At 69.1% G+C, this 25797-nt stretch carries 24 protein-coding genes; 14 read left to right on the forward strand and 10 right to left on the reverse strand.

What is annotated here, in order from left to right; genetic code table 11:
• Nucleotides 1-48: 48 nt before the first annotated feature.
• Nucleotides 49-1797 carry an ATP-binding protein gene (locus CK951_RS05710; protein WP_096785237.1) on the reverse strand — a complete coding sequence of 583 codons (1749 nt, stop codon included), beginning with the start codon at nt 1795-1797 and terminating at the stop codon, nt 49-51.
• Nucleotides 1798-1840: 43 nt separating this feature from the next.
• A complete protein-coding gene (locus CK951_RS05715) occupies nt 1841-2158 on the reverse strand; it encodes a DUF6476 family protein (protein ID WP_096785238.1) in 318 nt (105 codons plus the stop codon).
• On the opposite strand from CK951_RS05715, the gene CK951_RS05720 reads away from it, so the two are divergent.
• The 4 genes from CK951_RS05720 to CK951_RS05735 all read left to right on the forward strand — a co-directional run bounded on the left by CK951_RS05720 (nt 2157) and on the right by CK951_RS05735 (nt 6069).
• Entirely contained in the window at nt 2157-3209 is a 1053-nt protein-coding gene (locus CK951_RS05720) for an RluA family pseudouridine synthase (protein WP_096785239.1), read from the forward strand. The two genes, CK951_RS05715 and CK951_RS05720, sit on opposite strands and share 2 nt — an antisense overlap.
• Before the next feature lie 163 nt (nt 3210-3372).
• Nucleotides 3373-4269 (forward strand): RNA polymerase sigma factor RpoH, encoded by an 897-nt coding sequence (gene rpoH, locus CK951_RS05725; protein ID WP_096785240.1) that lies wholly within the window; start codon nt 3373-3375, stop codon nt 4267-4269.
• A 226-nt stretch (nt 4270-4495) separates the two neighbouring features.
• Nucleotides 4496-5053: a DUF2585 domain-containing protein gene (locus tag CK951_RS05730; RefSeq protein ID WP_096785241.1), complete on the forward strand. Its 558-nt coding sequence runs from the start codon at nt 4496-4498 to the stop codon at nt 5051-5053.
• A gap of 32 nt (nt 5054-5085) precedes the next feature.
• A complete protein-coding gene (locus CK951_RS05735) occupies nt 5086-6069 on the forward strand; it encodes a Gfo/Idh/MocA family protein (protein ID WP_232520689.1) in 984 nt (327 codons plus the stop codon).
• 12 nt (nt 6070-6081) lie between these two features.
• On the opposite strand, the gene CK951_RS05740 is transcribed toward CK951_RS05735, so the two are convergent.
• The 4 genes from CK951_RS05740 to CK951_RS05755 all read right to left on the reverse strand — a co-directional run bounded on the left by CK951_RS05740 (nt 6082) and on the right by CK951_RS05755 (nt 11467).
• A complete protein-coding gene (locus tag CK951_RS05740) occupies nt 6082-6897 on the reverse strand; it encodes a bifunctional 2-polyprenyl-6-hydroxyphenol methylase/3-demethylubiquinol 3-O-methyltransferase UbiG (protein ID WP_096785243.1) in 816 nt (271 codons plus the stop codon).
• Between the two features lie 73 nt (nt 6898-6970).
• Nucleotides 6971-8791 carry a M3 family oligoendopeptidase gene (locus CK951_RS05745; protein ID WP_096785244.1) on the reverse strand — a complete coding sequence of 607 codons (1821 nt, stop codon included), beginning with the start codon at nt 8789-8791 and terminating at the stop codon, nt 6971-6973.
• A 52-nt stretch (nt 8792-8843) separates the two neighbouring features.
• On the reverse strand, nt 8844-10451 hold the full coding sequence (locus CK951_RS05750) for an ATP-dependent DNA ligase (RefSeq protein ID WP_096785245.1): 1608 nt from the start codon (nt 10449-10451) through the stop codon (nt 8844-8846).
• Nucleotides 10448-11467 carry a ligase-associated DNA damage response exonuclease gene (locus tag CK951_RS05755; RefSeq protein ID WP_096785246.1) on the reverse strand — a complete coding sequence of 340 codons (1020 nt, stop codon included), beginning with the start codon at nt 11465-11467 and terminating at the stop codon, nt 10448-10450. Before CK951_RS05755 ends, CK951_RS05750 begins: the two co-directional genes overlap by 4 nt.
• 188 nt (nt 11468-11655) lie before the next feature.
• Here CK951_RS05755 and CK951_RS05760 point away from each other — a divergent pair, with 188 nt between their 5' ends.
• The 4 genes from CK951_RS05760 to CK951_RS05775 are packed head-to-tail and all read left to right on the forward strand — an operon-like array spanning nt 11656 to nt 15564.
• Complete coding sequence (locus CK951_RS05760; protein WP_198402435.1) at nt 11656-13047, forward strand: circularly permuted type 2 ATP-grasp protein; 1392 nt, start codon at nt 11656-11658, stop codon at nt 13045-13047.
• A 7-nt stretch (nt 13048-13054) separates the two neighbouring features.
• Nucleotides 13055-14005: an alpha-E domain-containing protein gene (locus tag CK951_RS05765; RefSeq protein WP_096785248.1), complete on the forward strand. Its 951-nt coding sequence runs from the start codon at nt 13055-13057 to the stop codon at nt 14003-14005.
• Nucleotides 14002-14808 (forward strand): transglutaminase family protein, encoded by an 807-nt coding sequence (locus CK951_RS05770; RefSeq protein ID WP_096785249.1) that lies wholly within the window; start codon nt 14002-14004, stop codon nt 14806-14808. The genes CK951_RS05765 and CK951_RS05770 overlap by 4 nt, the downstream gene beginning before the upstream one ends.
• A gap of 30 nt (nt 14809-14838) precedes the next feature.
• Complete coding sequence (locus tag CK951_RS05775) at nt 14839-15564, forward strand: proteasome-type protease (protein ID WP_096785250.1); 726 nt, start codon at nt 14839-14841, stop codon at nt 15562-15564.
• Between the two features lie 149 nt (nt 15565-15713).
• On the opposite strand, the gene CK951_RS05780 is transcribed toward CK951_RS05775, so the two are convergent.
• Both CK951_RS05780 and CK951_RS05785 read right to left on the reverse strand, forming a co-directional pair.
• Nucleotides 15714-16685 carry an alpha/beta hydrolase gene (locus tag CK951_RS05780; protein WP_096785251.1) on the reverse strand — a complete coding sequence of 324 codons (972 nt, stop codon included), beginning with the start codon at nt 16683-16685 and terminating at the stop codon, nt 15714-15716.
• Nucleotides 16682-16966, reverse strand: coding sequence for an SCP2 sterol-binding domain-containing protein (locus CK951_RS05785; RefSeq protein ID WP_096785252.1), 285 nt, complete (start codon nt 16964-16966; stop codon nt 16682-16684). The genes CK951_RS05780 and CK951_RS05785 overlap by 4 nt, the downstream gene beginning before the upstream one ends.
• Before the next feature lie 75 nt (nt 16967-17041).
• On the opposite strand from CK951_RS05785, the gene CK951_RS05790 reads away from it, so the two are divergent.
• The 5 genes from CK951_RS05790 (at nt 17042) to CK951_RS05810 (ending at nt 21943) form a co-directional block, all read left to right on the forward strand.
• The gene (locus tag CK951_RS05790; RefSeq protein ID WP_096785253.1) at nt 17042-17602 is read left to right on the forward strand and encodes a tetratricopeptide repeat protein; all 561 of its coding nucleotides are present in this window, start codon (nt 17042-17044) and stop codon (nt 17600-17602) included.
• A gap of 10 nt (nt 17603-17612) precedes the next feature.
• On the forward strand, nt 17613-20453 hold the full coding sequence (locus tag CK951_RS05795; RefSeq protein WP_096785254.1) for a helicase-related protein: 2841 nt from the start codon (nt 17613-17615) through the stop codon (nt 20451-20453).
• A gap of 29 nt (nt 20454-20482) precedes the next feature.
• Nucleotides 20483-20761 (forward strand): RNA-binding S4 domain-containing protein, encoded by a 279-nt coding sequence (locus CK951_RS05800; protein ID WP_096785255.1) that lies wholly within the window; start codon nt 20483-20485, stop codon nt 20759-20761.
• Nucleotides 20762-20815: 54 nt separating this feature from the next.
• Nucleotides 20816-21154 (forward strand): ferredoxin FdxA, encoded by a 339-nt coding sequence (gene fdxA, locus CK951_RS05805; RefSeq protein WP_096785256.1) that lies wholly within the window; start codon nt 20816-20818, stop codon nt 21152-21154.
• A gap of 279 nt (nt 21155-21433) precedes the next feature.
• On the forward strand, nt 21434-21943 hold the full coding sequence (locus CK951_RS05810) for a CarD family transcriptional regulator (protein WP_002719580.1): 510 nt from the start codon (nt 21434-21436) through the stop codon (nt 21941-21943).
• Nucleotides 21944-21999: 56 nt separating this feature from the next.
• Here CK951_RS05810 and cobS read toward each other — a convergent pair whose 3' ends face one another.
• Nucleotides 22000-22746 (reverse strand): adenosylcobinamide-GDP ribazoletransferase, encoded by a 747-nt coding sequence (cobS, locus tag CK951_RS05815; RefSeq protein ID WP_096785257.1) that lies wholly within the window; start codon nt 22744-22746, stop codon nt 22000-22002.
• Between the two features lie 81 nt (nt 22747-22827).
• Between cobS and cobT the strand changes: the two genes are divergently transcribed.
• Nucleotides 22828-23844, forward strand: coding sequence for a nicotinate-nucleotide--dimethylbenzimidazole phosphoribosyltransferase (cobT, locus tag CK951_RS05820; RefSeq protein WP_096785258.1), 1017 nt, complete (start codon nt 22828-22830; stop codon nt 23842-23844).
• Between the two features lie 11 nt (nt 23845-23855).
• On the opposite strand, the gene CK951_RS05825 is transcribed toward cobT, so the two are convergent.
• The gene (locus CK951_RS05825) at nt 23856-25724 is read right to left on the reverse strand and encodes a cation:proton antiporter (RefSeq protein ID WP_096785259.1); all 1869 of its coding nucleotides are present in this window, start codon (nt 25722-25724) and stop codon (nt 23856-23858) included.
• Nucleotides 25725-25797 lie beyond the last annotated feature (73 nt).

A 25797-nucleotide genomic window follows, 5' to 3' on the forward strand; every position in this document is an offset into this window, starting at 1 on the left:
TGCGGACGGAAGCCTGCCATCGGCGGGTGGCGGCCCTCATGCGGCCGCTCATTGCGGCATGGCCGCCCCTCGCGGCGCGCGCAGCGCGCGCAACAGTTCTGCCGCGATCCTGTCGGGCGTGACGGGCTTGGCAATGTAGCCGTCCAGCCCCGCGGCCAGATAGCCGTCGCGCTGATCCTCCATGGCATCCGCCGTCATGGCGACGACTGGCACGCGGCACGCCGGTTCCGGCAGGGCGCGGATGCGCCGGAAGGTCTCGAGACCGTCCATGTCGGGCATGTTCATGTCGAGCAGCACGAGGTCCACCGGCTCGCGCATCAGCGCCTCCAGCGCGGCGCTGCCGCTCGGGACCTCGATGGTGCGGATCCCGAAGAGCTTGAGGTAGGCCGCCGCCACCAGCCGGTTCGTCGCGATGTCGTCCACCACCAGCACCAGATGCCCGGCAAGCCAGCCCTCGGCGCCCCTGCGGGGCGGCGGCGCGGTAGTCTCGGCAACCGGCTCCACCGCAAGCGTCAGCCCGAAGCGCGCGCCGCGGCCGTGAGGCGGCAGCACAGTCAGGTCGCCCCCCATCTGCCGGGCGAGTGCCCGGCTGATGGACAGACCGAGGCCGTTGCCCGGCATCCGGTTCGAGGCGCGGCCGGAACCGGCGGTGCGGGTGAAGGGCTCGAAGATCGCCTCGGCTTCCTCGGGCGGGATGCCCTCGCCGGTGTCCGAGACCTCGATGCGCAGGATCGGCCGCGGCCCGCCGTCCTCCATCGTCGCCTCGACGCGGATGCGGCCGCTGCGGGTGAACTTCAGCGCATTCGACAGCAGGTTCGACAGGCATTGCCGCAGGCGCTGCGGATCAAGCCGCACCCGGGGCGAGAGATTGCCCAGTTGCACCTGCAAGGCGACGCCGGCCTCCTCGATCAGCGGGCGGAACAGCTCGACGCTGGTCGAGATCTCGTCGCGCGGGTTCACCGTCTGCGGCCGGATCGGCATCCGGCCCTGCTGCACGGCGGACATGTCGAGGATGTCGTCAAGGATGGTCGAGAGGCCCTCGGCCGAGCGGATCAGGATGCCCAGCCGGTCGCGGCTGATGGGGTCCGCGGTGCGCCGAAGCTCGGCATGGCCCATGCCGAGGATCGCGTTCAGCGGCGTGCGCAACTCGTGGCTCATCTGCGCGAGGAACCGGTCCTTGGTGGCGTTGGCCGCGATGGCCTCGGCCCGGCCCGCGGCGGTCTCGCGGTGCAGGCGGTTGGTCAGGATGATCGCCCCGAAGGAATAGAACAGCGCCACCAGCGCGCAGGCCGTCGTCACCAGCAGCGCCAGCAGGTCGTGGCGCGGCACCCAGTAAAGCGTGTTCGAGCCGAGCGAGAGGATCGCCACGGCCGCGGCGCCCGCCAGCCCCATCGGCAGGTGGATCGACCGCACGGTGGCGATGTGCAGCATCGAGCAGACCACGAGGCCGATCGCGAAGGCCTTCACGAACGGGTTCTCGATGTGCCACATCATCACCGGCGGCGCGATGAAGGCGACCTCCAGCACGAAGGCCGTGCCGATGTAGACGGGGTGGCGCCATCCCTCGGCCATGCGGGCGGGCTCGGCGTCGAGCCGGTTGAGCACGACCTCGCAGAGGATCACCAGCGCGATGCAGCTGGCCACGATCCCCACCGGCAGGAAGAGAAGCGACACCGCGAAGGCCAGCGCCATGGCGGGGAAGCGCACCGGGGCCTCGCGGCGCAGCAGGGCGGCCTGCCGTGCGATCTCCTGCTCGAGATCGATTCGGGGCGGGCCTTGCAGCCAGGACAGGCGCATGCGGAACTCCGGCAGGACGCGACGGCCCTTCCTAGCGCAGAAATCAGGGCTTGGGCGCGGAAATCCGCACTTCCTGCCGGAAGCTGCCGTCACGGTCGAAGATCAGCAGGCGGCCGTCCTCGGTCACCACCGCCAGCCAGTCCTTCGCCTGCGTGAAGGCCGCGGCGCGGGTGCCTTCGGGCAGGGCCAGCGCCTCGGGCACCGTGACGGGCGCGGTCAAGGCCGCAGGCATCCGGGTGACAATCACCGCCACCACCGTTATGACGCCCCCGATCGTGGTGAGCGTCAGGATGAAGACGAGCGCCTTGAGCCACCTGAGGCTGGGCGGAAGCTGCCCATCCCTGTCCGGAGCCTGCTGCATGGTCCAACCTCCGCGTGCCCCCGAGGGCATCCTTCTGGTGACGATCGGGGAGGATCCCCCGGACCGCCTTGATAAGGCGCTCGCGCGCGAGGTGCCAGAGGAAGCGGCACTGTCGCGCTCGCGGCTGATGAAGCTGATTGCCGAGGGGGCGGTCAGCCTTGGCGGCGTGCCGGTGACCGATCCGAAGGCCCGCGTGGCCGAGGGACAGGTCTACGAGGTCACCCTGGGCGAGGCGGCCGAGGTCGAGGCGGTGGCCGAGGACATCCCGCTGTCCGTGGTGTGGGAGGATGCCGACCTGATCGTGATCGACAAGCCGGTGGGGATGGTGGTCCATCCGGCGCCCGGGCAGTGGACGGGCACGCTGGTCAACGCGCTCCTGCACCATTGCGGCGAAAGCCTCTCGGGGATCGGCGGCGAGAAGCGGCCGGGGATCGTGCACCGGATCGACAAGGACACCTCGGGCCTTCTGGTGGTGGCCAAGACCGACCGCGCGCATCAGGGCCTTGCGGCCCAGTTCGAGGCTCATACGGTCGAGCGGCGCTATCTTGCGCTGGTGCATGGCGTGCCCGAGGCCTCCGATCCGCGGCTGCGCGGCATCGGCGGGGTGAGCTTCGAGGCCGGCGGCGTGCTGAAGATCGCCACGCAGATCGCGCGCCACCGCACCGACCGGCAGCGGCAGGCGGTCTGCGCTGCGGGCGGGCGGCATGCCGTCACGCGCGTCCGGGTGCTGGAGCGGTTCGGCACGCCCCCCGCCTGCGCGCTGGTGGAATGCCGGCTGGAAACCGGGAGGACGCACCAGATCCGCGTGCACATGGCCCATGCCGGGCACGGGCTGATCGGCGACCAGACCTATGGCGGCAAGCGCAAGCTGTCGCCGCGCGCGGTGGGCGAAGCGGCCGCCGCCGCCGCGCAGGCCTTCCCGCGGCAGGCGCTGCATGCGGCAAGTCTCGGCTTCCTGCATCCCGTCAGCGGCGAGCACCTGTCCTTCGAAAGCCCGTTTCCGCCGGATCTTGAGGCTCTTGTGGCGCTTCTGCGCGCCCATCAAGGGTAAAGCGGGATTACATTTGCGTGAAAAGCCGCAACAATCTTGGCGCCGCGACGGTTTCGTCAACATCTCTCGTTAAAACGTCCATGATAGCGCAGGTCTCGCGTCCTGGACGGCATGGAATGTGCCTTGCCCGTCCCGCGGAGCAAGCGCCAGAGGGGGTCAAGGAATGAGTACATACACCAGTCTTCCCGCGCCGAGTCCCGAACAGGGTCTCAACCGCTACATGCAGGAGATCCGGAAGTTCCCGCTTCTGGAACCGGAAGAGGAATTCATGCTGGCGAAGCGCTGGGTGGACCATCAGGATTCCTCGGCCGCACACAAGCTGGTGACCTCGCACCTGCGGCTGGCCGCCAAGATCGCCATGGGCTACCGCGGCTACGGCCTGCCGCAGGCCGAGGTGATCTCGGAAGCGAACGTGGGCCTGATGCAGGCGGTCAAGCGCTTCGATCCCGACAAGGGCTTCCGGCTCGCGACCTATGCCATGTGGTGGATCCGCGCCTCGATCCAGGAATACATCCTGCGGTCGTGGAGCCTCGTGAAGCTCGGCACAACCTCGGCGCAGAAGAAGCTGTTCTTCAACCTGCGCAAGGCGAAGGCCAAGGTCGGCGCGCTGGAAGAGGGCGACCTGCGCCCCGAGAACGTGGCCCAGATCGCCAAGGACCTCAGCGTCAGCGAGTCCGAGGTGATCGACATGAACCGCCGCCTGTCGGGCTCGGATGCCTCGCTCAACGCGACCATCGGCTCGGATGGCGACGGGGCGACCCAGTGGCAGGACTGGCTCGAGGACGAGGACAGCGACCAGGCCTCCGACTATGCCGAGCGGGACGAGCTGGAGATCCGGCGCGAACTGCTGGCGCAGGCGATGTCGGTGCTGAACGAGCGTGAGAAGGACATCCTCGTGCAGCGGCGGCTTTCCGACGATCCGGTGACGCTCGAGGAACTGTCGGAAGGCTACGGCGTCAGCCGCGAGCGCATCCGCCAGATCGAGGTCCGCGCCTTCGAGAAGCTGCAGGCGCGCATGCGCGAACTCGCGCGGACGAAGGGCATGGTGATCCCGGCCTGAACGCCGCACAGGACGAGGCTTGCGGCCCGGCGGACAAAGCCGGGCCGTGGGAACTGGCCAGAGCAGGCCGGTGGACAAAACGGATCGTGTGCCCGGCCTGCGTGCCGCGAACGACCCGACCCGTGGGCCAGTGGACAATGCCGCGTAAGATACCGGGCCTGAGCGCCCGGCATGGCGCTGCCTGCGGCCCGGTGGACAACTCCCGGCCGTCATGCATTCTGGCGGGATGAAGAACCGCCTTCCCGTTATCGTCACCTCCGCCACCGTTCTCGGTGCGGCCCTGATCCTCCTCGCGATGGGACGCGAGCCGATCTGCACCTGCGGCTACGTCAAGCTCTGGCATGGCGAGACGATGAGTTCCGGCAACTCCCAGCACCTGTCGGACTGGTACACGCCCTCGCATCTGCTGCATGGCCTGCTGTTCTACGCGGCCCTCGTGCCGCTTGCCGGCCGGCTCTCGTTCAGCTGGCGCCTTGCCGTGGCGACGCTGGTCGAGGCGGTCTGGGAGGTGGTGGAGAACTCCGACGCCGTGATCGAGCGCTACCGCGCCGTGACGATCTCGCTCGACTATTACGGCGATTCGGTCCTCAACTCGGTGTCGGACATCCTTGTGATGATGGCGGGATTCTTCGCGGCGCGGGTCCTGCCGGTCCGGGTCAGCGTCGCGCTGGTGCTGGGGTTCGAGCTTCTGACGGCCTGGACCATCCGGGACGGTCTGGCGCTCAACGTGCTGATGCTGCTCTGGCCGGTCGAGGCCGTCCGGGTCTGGCAGTCCGGCGGCTGACCGGCGAACGGGGCCGCCAGAGGGGGAAGAAATTGGAACCGTTGCGATGGGGCGTGATGGGCGCCGGCAAGTTCGCCCGCGAACACATGGGACCGGCGTTTGCCGCGGCCAGCGGCGCGCGTCTGGTGGCGCTCGCCACCTCGGACCCGGCCAAGGCCGCGCCGTTTGCCGCCTTCGCCGGTCCGATCCGCCTGCATGACAGCTACGAGGCGCTGCTGTCCGATCCCGAGGTCGAGGCGGTCTACATCCCCTTGCCGAACCATCTGCACGTCGAATGGACGCTGAAGGCGCTGGAGGCCGGCAAGCATGTGCTGACCGAGAAGCCGATCGCCATGCGCGCCGACGAGATCGACCGGATCATCGCCTTGCGCGACCGGACGGGGCTGCATGCGGCCGAGGCCTTCATGATCCTGCATCATCCGCAGCGGCAACGCGTGCGGGAACTGGTCGCGGGCGGCGCGATCGGGCCGGTTCGCCATGTCGACGTGGCCTTCTCCTACGACAACCGCAGCGACCCGGCCAACATCCGCAACCGGGCCGAGACCGGCGGCGGCGGGCTGCGCGACATCGGGGTCTATGCCTGCGGCTGCCTGCGCTTTGCAACCGGCGCCGAGCCGGTGGAAGTCGAGGCCCGCATCCAGCGCGAGAACGGCGTGGACACCTGGTCGCAGGTGGTGGGCCGGATGCAGGGGCCCGAGGGCGGCTTCACCTTCTCGGCGATGACCTCGATGCGGCTCTTTCCGCGGCAGGAGGTGGTGCTGCAGGGCGACGGCGGCCTGATCCGCGTGCCGGCGCCCTTCAATGCCGAGATCTTCGGCGAGGTGCGGGTCGAACTGCACCAGCCCGGGTTCATCGCGACGGTGGAGCGGTTCCCCACGGCGCGCCACTACCGCCTGCAGGTCGAGGCCTTCACCCGCACCGTTCGCGACGGCGCGCCCTATGCCTGTCCGCTGGAATTCAGCCGCGGCACGCAGGCGATGCTCGACCGCATCCTGTCCGTCGCCCGCGAGATCTGACGGCGGCCCGCGTCAGTCGGGCGCGCCGAGCAGGAAGCTGACCTGCAGCGCCGAGCGCAGCCGGCCGAAAGCGGCCCGATCCTTCAGGTCGGCCTCCATCAGCCGCTCGGCGAGGGAGCGGCCGAGGTCGGGGTGGATCACTCCCAGAGCCATGGCCGCCTTGGCACGGCGGAACGGCGTCACGCAGCCGATCAGGTAGAAGCGTTCCGACAGCTCGCGCTTCACCTCCTCCGTCACGGGGAAATCCGGGGTTGCATCGGCGCGGAACGGCCGGTCGATCCGGCGCAGCAGGCGAGTCAGCGGACCGCCCTCGGCCGGGTCGGTGGTCACGATGCGGCCCTCGATGGCCAGCTTCTTCAGCAGCCGGTCGAGGAGCGGGCCGCGATCGGCCAGACGATGCAGCACCGAATGCAGGTAGATCACGTCATAGCCGCCCTCGCGGAAGCTGCCCGACATCACGTCGGCCTCGATCAGGCGGGCGTTGCGGCCTTCGCCCAGAACGGGCTTCAACGCCTCGAGCCGGGCGGGGTCGGCATCGACGACATGGTAGGTGCGGGCCGTGGCTGCGAGCCAGCCGCTCAGCGGCGAACCGCCCCCCAGTTCGAGCACCTTCTTGCCCGAAAGGTCGCCCAGCCATTCCTTGTGGACGTCGTAAAGCCTGTCGTTGGCCTCGGGCGAGGCGGCGGACAGGGCGCGTGTCCGCATGCCCTTCCAGAGGTCCGAGGCAAGTCGCGCGGCGGTGTCCAGCGCGTTGCCGATCCTGCCGCCAACCTCCCCTTTCTGCTTCAGGGCGTCGCGCAACTTCTGCGGCATGGCGTAATTACCCATCAAAAGAACTCCGGAGACAATCGTGCGGGGCCCGGAACCCCGCACGGGATGGTAGAAAGGGTGTCCTGCGGCGTCAATCGCCCATCGCTTCAAGCTCGTCGATGAAGCCCGCGATCATGCTGAGGCCCTTGTCCCAGAACTTCGGATCCGAGGCGTCGAGCCCGAACGGCGCCAGCAACTCCTTGTGGTGCTTCGATCCGCCGGCGGACAGCATCTCGAAATACTTTTCCTGAAAGCCCGGCGTGCCCTCGGCATAGACCGCGTAGAGCGCGTTCACCAGTCCGTCGCCGAAAGCATAGGCATAGACGTAGAACGGCGAGTGGACGAAATGCGGGATGTAGGACCAGAAGGTCTCGTAGCCCTCCATGAACTCGAAGGCATCGCCGAGGGACTCGGCCTGCACGCTCATCCAGAGCGCGTTGATGTCCTCGGGCGTGAGTTCGCCCTGCCGGCGGGCATCGTGCAGCTTGCACTCGAAATCGTAGAAGGCAATCTGGCGCACGACCGTGTTGATCATGTCCTCGACCTTGCCGGCGAGCAGGGTCTTCCTCTCGGCCGGTGTCCTTGCCGCATCCAGCAGCTTGCGGAAGGTCAGCATCTCGCCGAAGACGCTGGCGGTCTCGGCCAGCGTGAGCGGGGTGGAGGACAGGAGTTCCCCCTGACCCGCGGCCAGCACCTGATGGACGCCGTGGCCGAGTTCATGCGCCAGCGTCATCACGTCCCGCGGCTTGCCGAGGTAGTTGAGCATCACGTAGGGGTGGACGGTTGTCACGGTGGGATGCGCGAAGGCGCCCGGGGCCTTGCCGGGCTTCACGCCTGCGTCGATCCAGCCCTTCTCGAAGAAGGGCTGCGCGATCTCGGCCATCCGCGGCGCGAAGGCGGAATAGGCCGAAAGCACCGTTTCCTTCGCCTCGTCCCAGCCTACCAGCTTCGGCGTCTCGATGGGCAAGGGAGCGTTGCGGTCCCAGACCTGCAGCCTGTCCAGCCCCATCCACTTCGCCTTCAGCCGGTAGTAGCGATGCGAAAGCTTCGGGTAGGCCGCCACCACGGCATTGCGCAGCGCCTCGACCACTTCGGGCTCGACCTGGTTCGACAGGTGCCGGCCGTATTGCGGCGAGGGCATCTTGCGCCAGCGGTCGTGGATCTCCTTCTCCTTCGCCAGCGTGTTGTGGACGCGCGCGAAGAGCTTGATGTTCTTGCCGAACACTTCGGCGAGTGCGCGGGCCGCGGCCTCGCGCTTCGAGCGGTCCGTATCGGTCAGCAGGTTCAGCGTCGACTCGAGGTTCAGTTCCTCGCCGTCGAGCGTGAAGGTCAGCCCCGCCATCGTCTCGTCGAAGAGCCGGTTCCACGCGGCCGCGCCCACGGTCGACTCGTCGTGGAGGAAGCGTTCCAGCTCGTCCGAAAGCTGGTGCGGCCGCATCGCGCGCATCCGGTCGAACACCGGCTTGTAGCGGGCGAGGCCTGCGTTCTCGGCCAGCAGCGTCTCGAGATGCGCGTCCTCGAGCCGGTTGAACTCCAGGCTGAAGAACACGAGCGAGGTGGTGTAGTCGGTCACCTTGTCCTGCGCATCGGCCATGAACTTGGCGCGCTCGCTGTCCATGGTGTTCTGATAGTAGCGCAGGCCTGCGAAGGACATCAGGCGGCCCGCGGTGATGTCGATCTTCTCGTAGGCCTCCACGCAGGCGAGCAGCCCCTCGGCATCGAGCGAGGCAAGCTTGCCTTCGTAGTTCGCGGCGAAGTCGGTGCAGGCGTCCTTCAGCCAGGCCATGTCCTGTGCGAATTGCGGAGAGTCGGCGGCGGGATAGAGGTCGCTCAGGTCCCATTCGGGCAGGTTGCCGAGCGCCCCGGCGCTGGCGTTGGCGTCGAAGACCGGGCGGGGCAGGGGCAGCGTCATGGGAACTCCTTACTCTGTTCGGGTGGCAAGGTGGCGCGCCGGGGGCGGGACTTCAACCCCGCGACTGGGTCTCGCTGATCGCGAGCAACTCGCGCAGCGAGTCGAGCGTGTCGATTTCCGCCACCGGCTTGTCCTGCCGCCAGCGCACCATGCGGGGAAAGCGCAACGCGATGCCGGACTTGTGGCGCGGGCTGGCCTGTATGCCTTCGAAGGCGAGTTCGAACACCAGCTGCGGCGGGACGCGCCGGACGGGGCCGAAACGTTCCAGCGTGTTCCGGCGCACCCAGTCGGTGATCTGGCGGAACTCGGCGTCGGTCAGGCCCGAATAGGCTTTGGTGAAGGGCACGAGGTCGTCGCCGTCGCGCACGGCGAAGGTGAAGTCGGTAAAGAGCGTCGCCCGCCGTCCCGCGCCCTGCTGGGCGTAGAGCATCACCGCATCGACCGTGTAGGGGTCGAGCTTCCACTTCCACCAGTCGCCGCGCTTGCGGCCGACGAAATAGGGCGAGACGCGGCGCTTCAGCATCAGCCCTTCGGCGTTGCGCTCCCGCGCCGTCAGGCGGACCTCGCCCAGTGCCTCCCATGCGTCGAAGGTGACCAGTGGCGAGGGCGAGATCGGCACGCCCGCCGGAAGCGCCGCGAGGATTGCCTCGAGCCGCGCGCGGCGGTGCGAGAGGGGGGAGGGGCGCAGATCCTCGCCCGCCTCCTCGAGCAGGTCGTAGGCCAGAAGATGCGCGGGCGCCTCGGCCAGGATCTTCTTCGGCACGTTGAGCCGCCCGATCCGCTTCTGCAGCGCCGCGAAGGGCATCGGGCCGCTGCCGGTCCAGGCCAGCACCTCGGCGTCGATTACGAGGCCCAGGGGCAGGAAGTCGCGCAGCGGTGCAAGGTCGGGGAAGCGGTCGGTGATCAGCTCCTCGCCGCGCGACCAGAGCGCGAAGGCCCCGGCGCGGTTCACGACCTGGCCGCGGATGCCGTCCCACTTCCATTCCGCGAACCAGTCTTCGGGTAAGCCGAGGCTGTCGGCCTCGGCCTCCAGCGGCGAGGCGAGGGCAAAGGGGTAGGGTTTCGAGGCGTCGGCCTCGGGGTCATGCGCACCGGTCAGGCTCTCGAAGCTCGTGGTGGCGGGCTTCCAGTCGCCCATGAGACGGTGGGCGAGCACGGCTTCCTCGACACCCGTCGCCTGTGCGAGCGCGCGCGTCATCAAGCCCTGGCTCACCCCCATGCGGAAGCCGCCGGTGATCAGCTTGTTGAACAGGAACCGCTCGGGCGTGGTCAGCTGGTCCCAGGCATCGAGGATCGCCTGCCTCCGCACCGGGGCGGGCCGGCCGGTGAGGGCCAGCAACTCGCGCATCCAGCCGTCGAGCGTGCGGTCGCTCGCATGGCGCGGCTCGGGCAGGACGAGGGAGATCGTCTCGGCGAGGTCGCCGACGATCGGGTGGCATTCCTCGGTGAGCCAGACCGGCAGGCCGGCGACCTCCGCCGCCCATGTGCGCAGCTCGGTCGCATTTACCGCCCGCTTCGGCCTCCGGCCGGAGAGCAGCGCGATGGTCCAGACCCGGTCCTCCTCCGGCGCCTCGCGGAAATAGGCGGCAAGCGCCGCGACCTTCTCGCCGGTCTTGGTGGTGCGATCGAGTGCCTCGAACAAGGCGGCGAAGCGCTTCATTCCACCACGGCCTCGGCAGCGTCCGAGGCTTCGCCCTCGTATTCGGTCGCGACGATGCCCGCGTCGTAGCCCTGTTCCTCCAGCCAGCGGCGGAAGATGGCGGTGTAGCCGTGGGTGACGAAGACGCGCTCGGCCCCGGTGGCGCGGATCGCGGCGTTCAGACCCGGCCAGTCGGCGTGGTCGGACATCACGAAGCCGCGGGCGAGGCCGCGGCGGCGGCGCACCCCTCGCAGCGCCATCCAGCCCGAGGCGAAGGCCTCGGCCGCCGGGCCGAAGCGGTTGGCCCAGGTGGTCCCCAGCGCCGACGGAGGCGCGATCACCAGCGCGCCGGGGTGGCTCTTGCCGTCGATGCCGGAGCCTGCGTGCAGCGTCGGCGGCAGCGGCAGCCCCTGCTCGCGCAGGACGGCCGTCGTGGCCTCCACCGCGCCGTGGGTCAGGATTGGCCCGATCGAGGGATCGACCGAGGCCATGATCCGCTGCGCCTTGCCAAGCGTGTAAGCGCCGATGATCGAGGCCCGGCCCGCAGCGGCGTTCTCGCTCCACCACGTGTTGAGGTCGCCCGCGATCTCGGCCTGCGGCTTCCATCGGAACACCGGCAGGCCGAAGGTACATTCCGAGATGAAGGCATGGCAGGCGACCGGCTCGAAGGGCTCCGACAGCCCGTCGGCGTCCGTCTTGTAATCGCCCGAGACCACCCAGACCTCGCCCGCGCGCTCGATGCGGATCTGGGCCGAGCCCGGCACATGGCCTGCAGGGTGGAACGAGACCGTGACACCGCCGATCTGGCGGCGCTCGCCGTAGCGGATGGTGGAAAGGTCTATCTCTCCCAGCCGGTAGCGGATCACCGGCGCCGAACCCTCGGTCGCGAGGTAGGAGCCGTGGCCGAAGCGAGCGTGATCGGAATGGCCATGGGTGATCAGCGCCCGCTCCACCGGGCGCCACGGATCGATGTGGAAACCGCCCTCGGGGCAGCAGATCCCGCGGTCGGTGAAGGTCAGAAGGGGCTCGCGCGACATGCTGCGGAGAATAGCGCAGCGCGGAACGCCTGCCAGCCGGACACGACGCCTATTCTTTGGGCAGAGCCGTCCGATCCCGCGGCAATCAGGGACTGCGCCCTTTCCGCACGCGAATCCGGCTGATTAAAGTCGAGGCAGGACGGCGCAAGAACGGTCGGGGGCGAGGCGTGATCACCTATTTCAACGAGATGTACGAGAAAGGAAGGGTCCGCCCGCCATACCGGCAGCTCGAGGACTGGACTCGCGCCATGCCGGCCGAGCTGCGCGAGATGAAGCAGGCCGAGGCCGAGGCGCTGTTCCGCCGCATCGGCATCACCTTCGCGGTCTATGGCGAGGGTGGCGACCCGGACCGGCTGATCCCCTTCGACATGTTTCCCCGCGTCTTCACGGCGCGCGAATGGGCGCGGCTGGAGAAGGGCATCAAGCAGCGGGCGCGGGCGCTGAACGCCTTCCTCGTCGATGTCTACGGGCGCGGCGAGATCGTGCGGGCGGGTCGCGTCCCGGGGCGCCTCGTCTATCGCAACGCAGCCTACGAGAAGGCGGTGGTGGGCTTCGTGCCGCCGAAGGGGGTCTATTCCCATGTGGTCGGCATCGACCTCGTGCGAACGGGGCCCGAGGAATTCTTCGTGCTCGAGGACAACTGCCGCACGCCCTCGGGAGTGTCCTACATGCTGGAAAACCGCGAGATCATGATGCGGATGTTCCCCGAGCTGTTCCGCGAGAACCGCATCGAGCCGGTGGACAGCTACCCCGAGAAGCTGCGTCGCACGCTCGCCTCGGTCGCGCCGACCAAATGCGCGGGCGATCCGACCGTGGTGCTGCTGACGCCGGGCCATTTCAACTCGGCCTATTACGAGCACAGCTTCCTTGCGGACCTGATGGGGGTGGAACTGGTCGAGGGGGCGGATCTCTTTGTCGAGGGCGAATTCGTCTACATGCGCACGACCGAAGGTCCGAAGCGGGTGGACGTGATCTATCGCCGGATCGACGATGCCTTCATTGACCCGCTGTGCTTCCGCCCCGACTCGATGCTGGGCGTGCCGGGGCTGATGGACGTCTACCGCTCGGGTGGCGTGTCGATCTGCTCGGCGCCGGGGGCGGGGGTGGCCGACGACAAGGCGGTCTATACCTACGTGCCCGAGATGATCCGCTTCTACCTCGGCGAGGAGCCGCTTCTGAACAACGTGCCCACCTGGCAATGCGGGCGCGAGGACGACCTGAAGCATGTCCTGTCGAACCTGCCGGAGCTGGTGGTGAAGGAAGTCCACGGCTCGGGCGGCTACGGCATGCTGGTGGGGCCGAAGTGCACGACCGAGGAGATCGAGGCCTTCCGCGCCCGGATCGAGGCCGATCCCGGCAACTACATCGCGCAGCCGACGCTGGCGCTCTCGACCTCGCCCACCTTCGTCAACGAGGGAATCGCTCCGCGCCACGTGGACCTGCGGCCCTATTGCCTCGTGGGCGAGCGGATCGAACTGGTGCCGGGGGGCCTTACGCGCGTGGCGCTGACCGAGGGCTCGCTGGTGGTGAACTCGTCGCAGGGCGGGGGCGTCAAGGACACGTGGGTTTTGGCGGAGTGATCGTGACATGCTGAGCCGGACCGCCGACAACCTGTACTGGATCGCGCGCTACATGGAGCGCGCCGAGACGATGGCGCGCCTGCTGGAGGTGGGGGCGCGCATGTCGCTGCTGCCCTCCGCCCATGGCTACAGGAACGAATGGGACAGCCTGCTGCAGGCCTCGGGCACGGCCGGGGGCTATGCGCAGAAATACGGGCAGGCGCATCAGCGCGACATCGAGAGCTATCTGTTCTTCGACCCGGACAATCCGTCCTCGGTCGCCTCCTGCATCGGCAAGGCGCGCGAGAACGCGCGGATCGTGCGCACGGCGCTGACCGCGCAGGTCTGGGACGCGATCAACTCGGCCTATCAGGAACTGCGCGCGCTGGAGAAGACCCCGCGCGACCGGCTTGACCTCGCGCGGCTGATCGACTGGGCGATGAAGCAGGCCGCCATCATCCGCGGCTCGATCGACACCACGCAGCTTCGCAACGACGGCTGGGACTTCCTGAACCTCGGCTACTACCTGGAACGGTCGGACAATACCGCGCGGCTGATGGACGTGAAGTATTACGTCCTGCTGCCGCGGGTGGAGTTCGTGGGCTCGGGCATGGACAACTACCAGTGGGCGACGCTTCTGCGCGCGACCTCGGCGCACCGGGCCTTCCACTGGGCCTATGGTGGCGAGGTGACGGCGCGCAAGATCGCCGACTTCCTGATCCTGAACGCCCAGTGCCCGCGCTCGCTCATCACATGCATGGACGGGGTCAACAACCATCTCAACCGGCTCGAACGGGCCTATGGCCGCTGCTCGCGCCCGCAGGAGGTGGCGGCGAAGCTGGCGGCCGAGCTTCAGGCCCTGAGCGTCGAGCAGATCATCGAGGAGGGCCTGCACGAGTTCCTGACCCGGTTCATCCTCGAGGCCGCGAACCTGTCGGGGGTGATCTTCGAGACCTACCTCAGCGGAGACGTGCGATGATCCTGACGGTCGATCATGTGACCTGCTACCGCTACAACCGCCCGGCGCGTGCGCTGGTGCAGAGCCACCGGCTGATGCCGTCGAACTGCGCCGGACAGCGCGTGGTGAACTGGACGGTCACGGTCACCGACGGCATCGCGGGCGGCGCGTTCCGCGACGGCGCGGGCGACTGGATCCAGGGCTGGACGGTGCCGGGCCCGGTGAGCGAGGTCGCCGTTTCCGTCCGCGGCACGGTCGAGACCTCGGATCAGGCCGGCGTGCTGCGCGGTCATCGCGAGGTCACCCCGCCCGAGTGCTACCTGCAGTGCACGCCGGCGACCAAGGCCGATTCGGCGCTGGCGGCTCTGGGTGCCTCGGCTGCGGGGATCGCCGAGCCGCTGGACCTGGCGCACCGGCTGTCCGATCTCGTCGCCGACGCCATCGCCTATGTTCCCGGTGCGACGGAAGCCCATACCACGGCCGCCGAGGCGCTGGCGCTGGGCAAGGGCGTCTGCCAGGATCAGGCGCATGCCCTGATCGCCGTCGCGCGGGGGGTGGGCCTGCCTGCCCGCTACGTCTCGGGCTACCTCTTCACGGTCAAGGAAGGCGAGCACGAGGCGGCCCACGCCTGGGCCGAGATCTGGGTGCGCGGCCTCGGCTGGGTCGGGTTCGATCCGGCCAACCGCTGCTGTCCGGATGACCGCTACATCCGCCTCGGCTCGGGTCTCGATGCGCAGGACGCGGCGCCGATCCGCGGCATCGCCCGCGGCCCCGGCGTCGAGCGTCTGGAAGTGCGGGTTGCAGTGCAGGCCGTGCAGCAATAGGCTCGCGCGGAACTTATACGGAACAAGAAGATGACCTACTGCGTCGGCCTGCTGCTCAACGAGGGGATGGTGCTCCTGTCCGACACCCGCACCAATGCGGGGTTCGACAACATCGCCGTCTACAAGAAGATGTTCACCTTCGAGGAGCCGGGCGAGCGGGTGATCATGATCCTGACCGCCGGCTCGCTGTCGGTGACACAGACCACGATCGCGCGGCTGAAGGAGGTCATGAACTCGCCCGAAGCGGACGAGGAAACCTCGATCATGAAGGCGCCGACCATGCTCAAGGTCGCCGAGATCATCGGCAACATGCTGGGCGAGGTGCGCGCCGACATCGACGAGAAGCTCTCGGCCCAGCGGCAGGGCGCCTCGGCCAGCCTGATCGTCGCCGGCCAGCGGCGCGGCGGCGAGATGCGGATGTTCCTGATCTATCCCGAGGGCAACTTCATCGAGGCGACCGAGGACACGCCCTTCCTGCAGATCGGCGAGCACAAGTATGGCAAGCCGATTCTCGACCGGGTGGTGAAGCCCGCGACCTCGCTGGCGGACGCGCAGAAGGCGGTGCTCCTGTCGATGGATTCGACGCTGCGCTCGAACCTGTCGGTGGGCATGCCGCTGGATCTGGCGGTGATCGAGCGCGATGCCTGCCGCGTCGCCTCTCGCAGGCGGATCGAGGCGGGGGACGCGAATTTCCGCGCCATGTCGGATGCCTGGTCGCGCGCCCTGCGCGAGGGCTTCGGCCGGATCCAGATCTGACGCGCGGGCCAAGCCGCACCGCCGGCGCTGGGCGTCCCTGCCGTGTCGGGGCGGGGCATGCCGACCGATGCCGTCGCCGAACTGCCGGCCACCGTCATGCGGCGGCGCTCCGGATCGCTGCGCGGACGGGGTGCCCGTCGCGGAACGCCTCAGACGGAGGCGAGCCGCCCGGGCGGGCGGGGACCGGCCTGCCGATTTGCGTCGAACAGATCGGCGGCGGCATCGAAGAAGCCGCGGCGCACCTCGGGCCGGTCCATCATCACCTCGTGCTCGGCGCCGGGCACGATCTGCAGCGTGCCGCGCGGCCAAGCCAGCATCCGCCGCTCCATCGCGATCAGGTCCACCACCTTCTCGGCCGAACCCGCCACGCAGAGCGCGGGAACATCGGGCGAGGGAAGGGCGGCGAGGCGCCTCGTCTCGGCGAAGGCGGCTTCCAGCCAGCGCAGGCTGGGCCCGGCCAGCCCGAGTTCCGGAACTTCCGCCAGCTGGTTCTGCATCCAGTCGAACATCTCGCGATCCCGCGTCAGGACGTTCGTCTCGAACGCGGTGGCCAGCACATAGCTGCGGGTGCCGGTGCCCGGCACGTAGCGATGGTCCTGTCGCAGGAACCGTGCCATCGCGCCGAGGGTGCCAGCCACGTGGCGCAGGGCGGAATGCACCCGGATGCCCCACATCGGCGCCGAGAAGCAGGCCGAGCGCACCGGCAGCCCCTCGTGCAGCGAGCGCAGCCCGATGCAGCCGCCCATGGAATGGGCAAGCAGATGGAACGGCTCGGGCAGGCCCTGCGCGCGCAGCAGGGCGACGAAGGCATCGACGTCGTGCTGGTAATCGGCGAAGTCGAGCACATGGCCGACCAGCGGGTCATCGAGCGACCGATCCGACAGCCCCTGGCCGCGCCAGTCCAGCGTGGCGGCAGCATATCCGCGCCGGTGCAGTTCGGCAGCGGCAGGTCCATATTTCTCGGCGTATTCGGTGCGGCCGGAGAACAGCAGGACCGTTCCCGCCGTGCCGCCCGGCCAGAGCACGGCGCGCAGCCGCACGCCGTCTCGTGTCCTGAACCACTGCGCCCGGACGCCCGACGGGCCGCGCGCGATGGCCGCGTGAAACGGTGCCTCGGTCAACTCAGAGCAGCGCCCACCTTCATCGCCATCGGAATCGAGCCTTCGACCGCGAGACGCCCGGACATGAAGGCCATCGTCGGGTTCAGGTCCCCCTCGAGGATCGCCCGGAACACCTCGGCCGAGGCGGTCATGACGACGTCGGCCTCGCCGTCGCCCGCGCGCACGCCCTCTGTGTCCATCATGATCGTGCCTTCGTCGGTGATGATGAACTTGGCGCTGCCGTCAAAGCTCGAGACCTTGCGGCTCAGAGCCTCCACCGCGGCGTCGATCACATTGCTCATTCCAGGCTGTCTCCGTTCCCGTTTTCTTGACCGGGGCACACTGGCGTTCCGCCATGGCCACGCTACACTCGGACTATGAAAGCGAGGCGACCGTTTCACAACGCTATCGTGGGGGCAATTCTTCCGATTGTCCTCGGTTCCGGTGCGGCATTGGCGCAGAGCGCGAGCCTTGACGACCTTTTCGCGCGGCTGAAGGACGCCGATGCCGCGGGTGCCAAGCGAATCGAACGCCAGATCTGGACGGAATGGTCGAAATCCGGCTCGCCCTCGGCCGACCTGCTGCTGGAGCGGGGTCGCAAGGCCATGGAGGCCGGCGACATCACGCTTGCCATCGATCATCTGACCGCGCTGGTCGACCATGCCCCGGACTTCGCCGAGGGCTGGAACGCCCGCGCGACCGCCTTCTTCCGCGCGGGGGAGTTCGGCCCCTCGATGGCCGACATCGCGCGCGTCCTGACGCTCAATCCCCGGCACTTCGGGGCACTCACCGGCCTCGGCACCATGCTCGAGGAGATGGAGCGCCGGGATCAGGCGCTGGCGGCCTACCGGGCCGCGCTTGCTATACATCCGCATCTCGACGCGGTAGAGCAGGCGGTGGAACGGCTGGAAGCCAAGGCGGCCGGACAGGAACTCTGAAGGCAGGCTCATGCGCGCGACCGCAAGGGTGACGGCGGTCCTGGGGCCGACCAACACCGGCAAGACCCATTACGCCATAGAACGGATGCTTGGCCACCGGACGGGGGTGATCGGCCTGCCGCTGCGGCTGCTGGCGCGCGAGATCTACGACCGGATCGTCGCGCAGCGCGGGCCGTCCGTCGTGGCGCTGGTCACGGGCGAGGAGCGGATCGTCCCCGACCGCACGCAATACTGGGTCTGCACCGTCGAGGCGATGCCGCAGGAGATCGGCGCCGATTTCGTAGCGGTGGACGAGATCCAGCTGTGCGGCGACCCCGAGCGCGGCCATGTCTTCACCGACCGGCTGCTGAGGGCGCGCGGGCTGGTCGAAACGATGTTCCTCGGGTCCGACGTGATGCGGGGCGCGATTGCCGCGCTGGTGCCGCATGTGACCTTCCTCCGGCGCGAACGATTCTCCACCCTGACCTGGGCGGGGTCGAAGAAGATCAGCCGGATGCCGCCGCGCAGCGCCATCGTCGGCTTCTCGGTCGACAACGTCTATGCCATCGCGGAACTCATCCGCCGCCAGAAGGGCGGTTGCGCGGTGGTGATGGGCGCGCTCAGCCCCCGCACGCGGAATGCCCAGGTCGCGCTCTACCAGAACGGCGACGTGGATTACCTCGTGGCGACCGATGCCATCGGCATGGGCTTGAACCTCGACATCAAGCATGTCGCGTTTTCCTCGACGGTGAAATTCGACGGGCGGCGAATGCGGCATCTTTTCCCGCACGAGCTGGGACAGATCGCCGGCAGGGCGGGGCGGCATACCGAACCCGGCACATTCGGCGTCACGGGCGAGGCCGAGCCGCTGGACGAGGGCGTGGTGGATGCCATCGAGAACCACCGCTTCGCGCCGATCCAGCGCCTGCAATGGCGCAACGACCGACTGGAGTTCGGCACGGTCGAACGGCTGATCGCGTCGCTCGAAGAGCCGACCAGCCACGAATGGTTGATGCGGGCACGCGAGGCCGACGACCTGCACGCGCTCAAGACGCTGTCAGGCCAGCCCGAGGTTCGCGACCGCCTGCGCTCGCCTCATCAGGTCAGGCTGCTGTGGGACGTGTGCCGGATCCCGGACTTCCGCAGCATCTCGGCGGCCGAGCATACCTCGCTTCTGACGCGGATCTTCGGCTTTCTCTGCGAGGGGAAGGTGCCGAACGACTGGCTGGCGCGGGCCATCGAAAGGATCGACCGGCCGTCCGGCGACATCGACACCCTCTCCAAGCGGCTCGCCTACATACGCACCTGGACCTATGTGGCGCAGAGACGCGGCTGGGTGGAGGACGAAAGTCATTGGCGCGAGGAGACTCGCGCGGTAGAAGACCGCCTGTCGGACGCGCTGCATGGCGTGCTGACGCAGAGATTTGTCGATCGGCGCACTTCTGTGCTCATGCGCCGGTTGAAACAGAAGGAGAGCCTTGTGGCCGAGGTCAATGACAAGGGTGAAGTGACGGTGGAAGGCGAGTTCGTCGGCCGTCTCGAAGGGTTCCGCTTCCGTCAGGATGCGTCGAACTCGCCCGATGAGGCGCGCACGCTGCGGCAGGCGGCCGTCCAGGCGCTGCGGCCCGAATTCCACCTCCGGGCGGACCGGTTCTACAACTCGCCCGATACCGAGATGGACTTCACCGAGCAGGGCGGCCTCATGTGGGGCGAGCAGGCGGTGGGCAAGCTGGTGGCCGGACCCGAGCCGCTGCGTCCGCAGGTCGAGCCCTTCGTGGACGAGGATGCCGGCCCCGAGGTCGCCGAGAAGGTGCGCCGCAGGCTGCAGCACTTCATCGACCGCAAGGTCGCCGCGCAGTTCGAGCCCCTGCTGGCGATGGGGCGTGACGAGACGCTGACCGGGCTTGCCCGCGGCTTCGCCTTCCGGCTGGTCGAGAACCTTGGCCTGATCCCGCGCGAGCTGGTGGCCGAGGACGTGAAGGCGCTCGACCAGGAGGCGCGCTCCGCCTTGCGCAAGCATGGCGTGCGGTTCGGGCAGTTCACGATCTTCCTGCCGCTGCTGCTGAAGCCCGCGCCGACGCGGCTGCGGCTGGTGCTCTGGTCGCTTGCCAACGGGCTGCAGGAATTCCCCGAAAGCCCGCCGCCCGGCCTCGTCACCATCCCGCACATCGCGGAAGTGCCGAAGATGCACTACACGCTTGCGGGTTACCACCCGGCAGGCCAGCGCGCGATCCGCATCGACATGCTGGAGCGTCTGGCGGACCTGCTGCGCGCCAAGGACAGCCGGACGGGGTTCGAGGCGACGCCGGACATGCTGTCGATCACCGGCATGACGCTCGAGCAGTTCGCCGGGCTGATGCAGGGGCTGGGCTACCGCGCGGAGCCCGGCGAGCGTCCCAAGGTCAAGGCGGCCCCGGCGGCCGAGGCTCCGGCCGAAGCCGCGGTGGAGGCTGCGGCCGAGAACGCTGCCGAGGAGGCGCCTGCCGAGGACTCCGCTGCGGCCGAGCCCGTGGCGGTGGAGATGGAAAGCTTCTACACCTTCACCTGGGCGCCGCGCCGCGCCGATCGCGGTCCGCGCCGGCACGAGCGTCCGCAGGGCGACGGCCGCGGCCGGAGCGACCGGGCGCCGCGCACCGAGGCGGCGCCGGCCGAAGGTGCCGAGGCACGTCCGCCGCGGGGCGACCGCCCCGACCGGGGCGAGCGTCCGCACGGCGGCAAGCCGAAGGGCAAGGGCGGCAAGCCCGACCGCAGCAAGGACCGCGGCGGCGAGCGCAACCAGCCCAAGTCCTTCGAGTCGCGCCCGCCGCGCTCCGAGAAGATCGACCCGGACAATCCGTTCGCCGTCCTCGCGGCGCTGCGCGACCGGACCTGAGGCGGTTGCCAGAGGCTGCCCGCCCGACGATGCGGCTCGACAAGTGGCTGGTGCAGGCGCGCTTCCTCAAGACGCGCGCCCTTGCCACGGCGCTGATCGAGGCGGGCCGCGTCCGGCTGAACGGCCAGCGGGTTGCCAAGCCCGCCCAGACCGTGGGAGAGGGCGACACGCTGACCTTTCCGCAGGGCGGCCGGATCCGGGTGATCCGCGTCGCGGCACTCGGCACCCGCCGCGGCCCGGCACAGGAGGCGGCGGGGCTCTACATCGATCTCGACGCCCCCCCTGCGGCCGCTTCGCCGCTTGAATGATCCGCCCTGCTGCATTAACAGACCCCGCAAAGACAAGAGAGCAAGGTTCCTTCCATGACCTACGTGGTGACCGACAACTGCATCGCCTGCAAATACACCGACTGCGTGGAAGTCTGCCCGGTGGACTGCTTCTACGAAGGCGAGAACATGCTGGTCATCCACCCGGACGAGTGCATCGACTGCGGCGTGTGCGAACCCGAGTGCCCGGCCGATGCGATCCGCCCGGATACCGAGCCGGACATGGAATCCTGGGTGGAGCTGAACCGCAAGTATGCCGAGATCTGGCCGGTCATCGTGACCAAGAAGGACGCGCTGCCCGACGCCGCCGCGCTCGATGGCCAGCCCGGCAAGCTTGCCACCCACTTCTCGGAAGCGCCGGGCGAGGGCGGCTGACCCTGCGGCGCTTTGCCTCGGCTGCGGCGCCCTCCGCATCTTCAAGAAATTGATAACGGTTTCGTGGAACCGACAGGGCGCGCCGCAGTTGGAATCGGCCGCGTTTTGTGGTACAAGATTTCCATAAACAAGCACGGACGCACGCAACCACCTCAGTGCTGCTCGCCTGAGGTGGGATTTCTAACGACATGCACGCTCACTTCGCCCGGATTGGAATGGTCCGGGCGTTGAAGTGTCTGTCTGCAGGAGCGCGATCGGCCGCATCGAGGAAGCGACTGGATGACCAAAACGAAGAAGCCCGAGTTTCGTCCCAACGAGTTCGTCGTCTACCCGGCGCACGGCGTCGGCCGTATCATCTCGATCGAGGAGCAGGAGATCGCCGGGATCCGCCTCGAACTCTTCGTGATCTCGTTCGAGAAGGACAAGATGACGCTGCGCGTGCCGACCCACAAGGCGACCGAGGTGGGCATGCGCTCGCTGTCCACGCCGGACGTGGTGACGAAGGCGCTGGACACGCTCAAGGGCAAGGCCCGGGTGAAGCGCGCCATGTGGTCGCGCCGCGCTCAGGAATACGAGCAGAAGATCAACTCGGGCGATCTGATGTCGATTGCCGAGGTGGTGCGCGACCTGCACCGCACCGACGACCAGCGCGAGCAGTCCTATTCCGAGCGTCAGCTGTATGAAGCCGCGCTCGAGCGCCTGACCCGCGAAGTGGCGGCCGTCTCGGGCGTGGACGAGGCGGGGGCGCAGAAGGCGGTGGACGCGGTCCTCGTGTCGCGCGCGGCCTGATCCTTTTTGGAACGGCAGGAAACCGCGGCCCCGGCCGCGGTTTCTTCATGTCCGGGTCAGGCTGCCGCTGCGACCAGCGCGGCCGCTTCCGACAGCTGCTGCGAGGCGCCGAGGATGTCGCCGGTCTGCCCGCCGATCTTCGCCTGTGCCACCAGCCCCAGGATGCCCGCCGCCGCGGCGCCGGCTGCAGCCATGACAAGAGCCTCCGGCCCTCCGAAGGCCAGCGCGACGCCCAGCCCTACGCCCGCGGCGACAAGGGCCTGCCGCCGGTCGGGCCGGCCGAGCGACTGCGAGAGCCCGGCCCCCCGCGCGTTGGGCAGCCACGCCATCAGCACCACCATTGGCACCCGCGACAGCACCGCCGCGGCGACGACCGCCCCCCAGCTGCCCGCTTCCAGCACGGCCGCGAGGGCCGACCAGCGCACCAGCCCGACCAGCACCAGCGCCGCCACGCCGTAGCTGCCCGAACGGCTGTCCTTCATGATCTCCAGCCGCCGCTCGCGCGTCCAGCCGCCCCAGAGGCCGTCGGCCGTGTCGGCCAGGCCATCCTCGTGCATGGCCCCCGTGGCAAGCGCCTGCATCCCGAGGGCGAGGGCCGCGGCCACCGTGGCCGGCAGGCCCACCCCCAGCGCGAGGACGGCCACCGCGGCGGCCAGCCCCCCCACCGCCACGCCCGACAGCGGCCAGGCCCAGGCGGCCCGTGCGCCGCGATCGGGCAGGGACCGGGCAGGCAGCGGCAGCCGCGTCAGCAGCGCAAGGGCCAGTTGCACGTCCGCCAGCCAATGCGACAGCCTGTCTTTCACTCGTCCGCTCCTTGCCGCTGGTCTCTTCCGCGCGTTCCCGATAGCGAAGCGGGATTACCCAGGCAACCAGAAGGACCCACGATGCTGGCCCCGTTCACGACCCTCGCCGGATTCCGCGCCGTCTTCGATGCCCTGCCGCAGCGCGATGCCGCCGCCGAAGCAGCCGCCATCGAGCGGAACGGCCAGCTCACCAAACCGAAGGGATCGCTGGGCCGGCTGGAGGATCTGGCGATCTGGTATGCCGGCTGGGTGGGCAGCGGCCGCCCGGCGCTGGAACGGCCGCAGGTCGTGATCTTCGCCGGCAACCACGGCATCGCCGCGCGCGGCGTCTCGGCCTTCCCGCCGGATGTCACCGTGCAGATGGTGGCGAATTTCCGCGCCGGCGGGGCGGCGATCAACCAGCTTTGCCGGGCGGCGGGCGCCGAGATGTCGGTGGTCGCGCTGGATCTCGACCGGCCCACGCAGGACTTCACGCAGGCCCCCGCGATGACCGAGGAGGAACTGGTGGCGGCCCTTGCCGCGGGATGGGAGGCCGTGGACGACGCGGCCGACCTGCTCGTGGTGGGCGAGATGGGGATCGGCAACACGACCGCGGCGGCGGCGGTGGCGGCCGGCCTTTTCGGCGGCTCGGCGGGCGAATGGACCGGCCGGGGCTCCGGCGTCGAGGGCGCCGCGCTCGAGGGCAAGACGCTCGTGGTGGCGCAGGGGCTGGAGCTGCACGCCGATCACCTCGGTGATCCGCTCGAGGTGCTGCGCCGGCTTGGCGGCCGAGAACTGGCCGCGATGGCGGGCGCCATCGCCCGCGCGCGCGTCGGCCGCATTCCTGTGATCCTCGACGGCTTTATCTGCACCGCCTCGGCCGCGGTTCTGCACGCGATCTCGCCCTCGGCGCTCGATCATGCCGTGGCCGGCCATTCGAGCGCCGAGGGCGCGCATTCGGCGCTGCTGGCGAGGCTGGGCAAGGAACCGCTGCTGACGCTCGGCCTGCGGCTGGGCGAGGCGAGCGGTGCGGTGCTGGCCATCGGCGTGCTGCGCGGCGCCGTCGCCTGCCTGTCGGGCATGGCGACCTTCGCCGAGGCCGGCGTCTCGGCCGGCTGACGCGCGCGCGGCTACTCCGCGGCCTCGGGGTCCGGTCGGCTCTCCGCGGCCTCCTCCATCAGCGCCATCTCGAGGTCGGTATCGAGCTGGCGCGCCCGGGCAACATAGGCCTCGTTCAGATGGGCCGGTTGCCCGGGCACCCACAGTTCCGCAAGGTCCCGCATCGCCGCGCGATCCACGCGATAATAGGTGCGCGAGCGCTGCGCGGCCTCGTATTCGCTGAAGCCCATGTTCTCCAGCACATAGCGGCCGGCCCGCACCGAGCTGTCGAAGGTCTCGCGCACGATGTCGTCCGCCCCTGCCTGGAACAGTTCGTAGACATGCACCCGGTCACGCGCGCGGGCGACGATGTGCAGGTCGGGGCGGACGTGGCGCGCATAGCGGACGATCCTGATGGCGTTCTCGCGGTCGTCCACGGCGACGACCAGCACCGCGGCCTCGGACAGGCCCGCGGCCTGCAGCAGTTCGGGCCGCGTCGGGTCGCCGAAGAAGCCCTTGACGCCGAAGCGCCGCATGATCTGCACCGCCGTCATGTCGTGGTCGAGGATCACGGTCTGGATGCCGCTCATCCGCACCAGCCGGTTCACCACCTGCCCGAAGCGGCCGATGCCCGCGATGATCACCGGCCCCTTGTCGTCGATCGCGTCGGGGCGATGGGCCGCCGCGGGCTCCGACCCGAGCCTTGTCAGCCAGCTGGCGATCAGGAACAGCACCGGCGTCACCAGCATCGACAGGCTGATGATGATCAGCGCCTCCTGTGCGACGGTCCGGGGCAGGATCGAATCCTGCGCGGCATAGGCCACGAGGACGAAGCCGAACTCCCCTGCCTGCGCGAGGCCGAAGGTCAGCAGCCAGCGGTCGCGCCCCTCAAGCCCGAAGCTTTCCGCAAGCGCGGCCAGAACCAGCGCCTTGATCGCCACCAGCCCCAGCGTCAGCCCGATCAGGCGCCAGGGATCCTCGGCCAGCAGGCGGAAGTCGATGCCCATGCCGACGGCCATGAAGAACAGCCCGAGCAGGATGCCCTTGTAGGGCCGGATGTCCGCCTCGAGCTGATGGCGGAACTCGGAGTTGGCCAGCACCACCCCGGCGAGGAAGGTGCCGAGCGCGGGCGAAAGGCCCACCATCATCGTCAGGAACGAGGTGCCGACAACGGTGAAGAGCGCGATGAAGCTGCCCATTTCGGGCAGTCGCGAGGCGTGGACATAGCGGAACACCGGCCGGGTCAGGAAATGCCCGCCCAGCACGATGCCCGCCACGACGGCGAGCGTCACCAGCGCGCCCGCCCAGCCGGGCAGCGACTGCAGGAAGCCCATGATCGGCTCGGCCGCGCCGCCGGGCGGAGGGTGGAACTCCTCGCCCCCCGCCGGGGACTGGCGCAGCAGCGGCACGAGGGCGAGCATCGGCACCACGGCGATGTCCTGCGCCAGAAGCACCGCGAAGGCATTGCGGCCGCCGGGCGTGCGCAGCATGCGCTGCTCGGTCAGGGTCTGGAGCACGATCGCCGTCGAGGACAGCGCCGCCACCATCCCGAGGACCGCGGCCTCCGGCCATGACAGGCCCAGCACACCGAGCGCCAGCATCGCGACCAGCGTCGTGAGCACGATCTGCAACCCGCCAAGCCCCAGCAGCGAGCGGCGCATGGCCCAGAGCGACGCGGGCTCCAGCTCCAGCCCGACAAGGAAGAGCATCAGAACGACGCCGTATTCGGCGTAGTGGCGCAGGTCCTCGGTCTCGGCGCCGGCGAGGCCCAGAACCGGACCCATGACGATGCCGGCCGCCAGATAGCCCAGCACCGAACCCAGCCCGGCCCTGACCGCGATCGGCACGATCAGCAGCGCGGCGCCGAGGTAGATGCTGGCCTGCAGAAGAAGGCTTTCCATGGCTCGGGGCTCGCCTGCGCTGGGGGTGACACGCTAGCGTCCGGAGGCGGCGCCTGTCCATCCCGCAGGCGGG

It is taken from the genome of Rhodobacter sp. CZR27, from assembly GCF_002407205.1.
Taxonomy (GTDB): Bacteria; Pseudomonadota; Alphaproteobacteria; order Rhodobacterales; family Rhodobacteraceae; genus Cereibacter_A.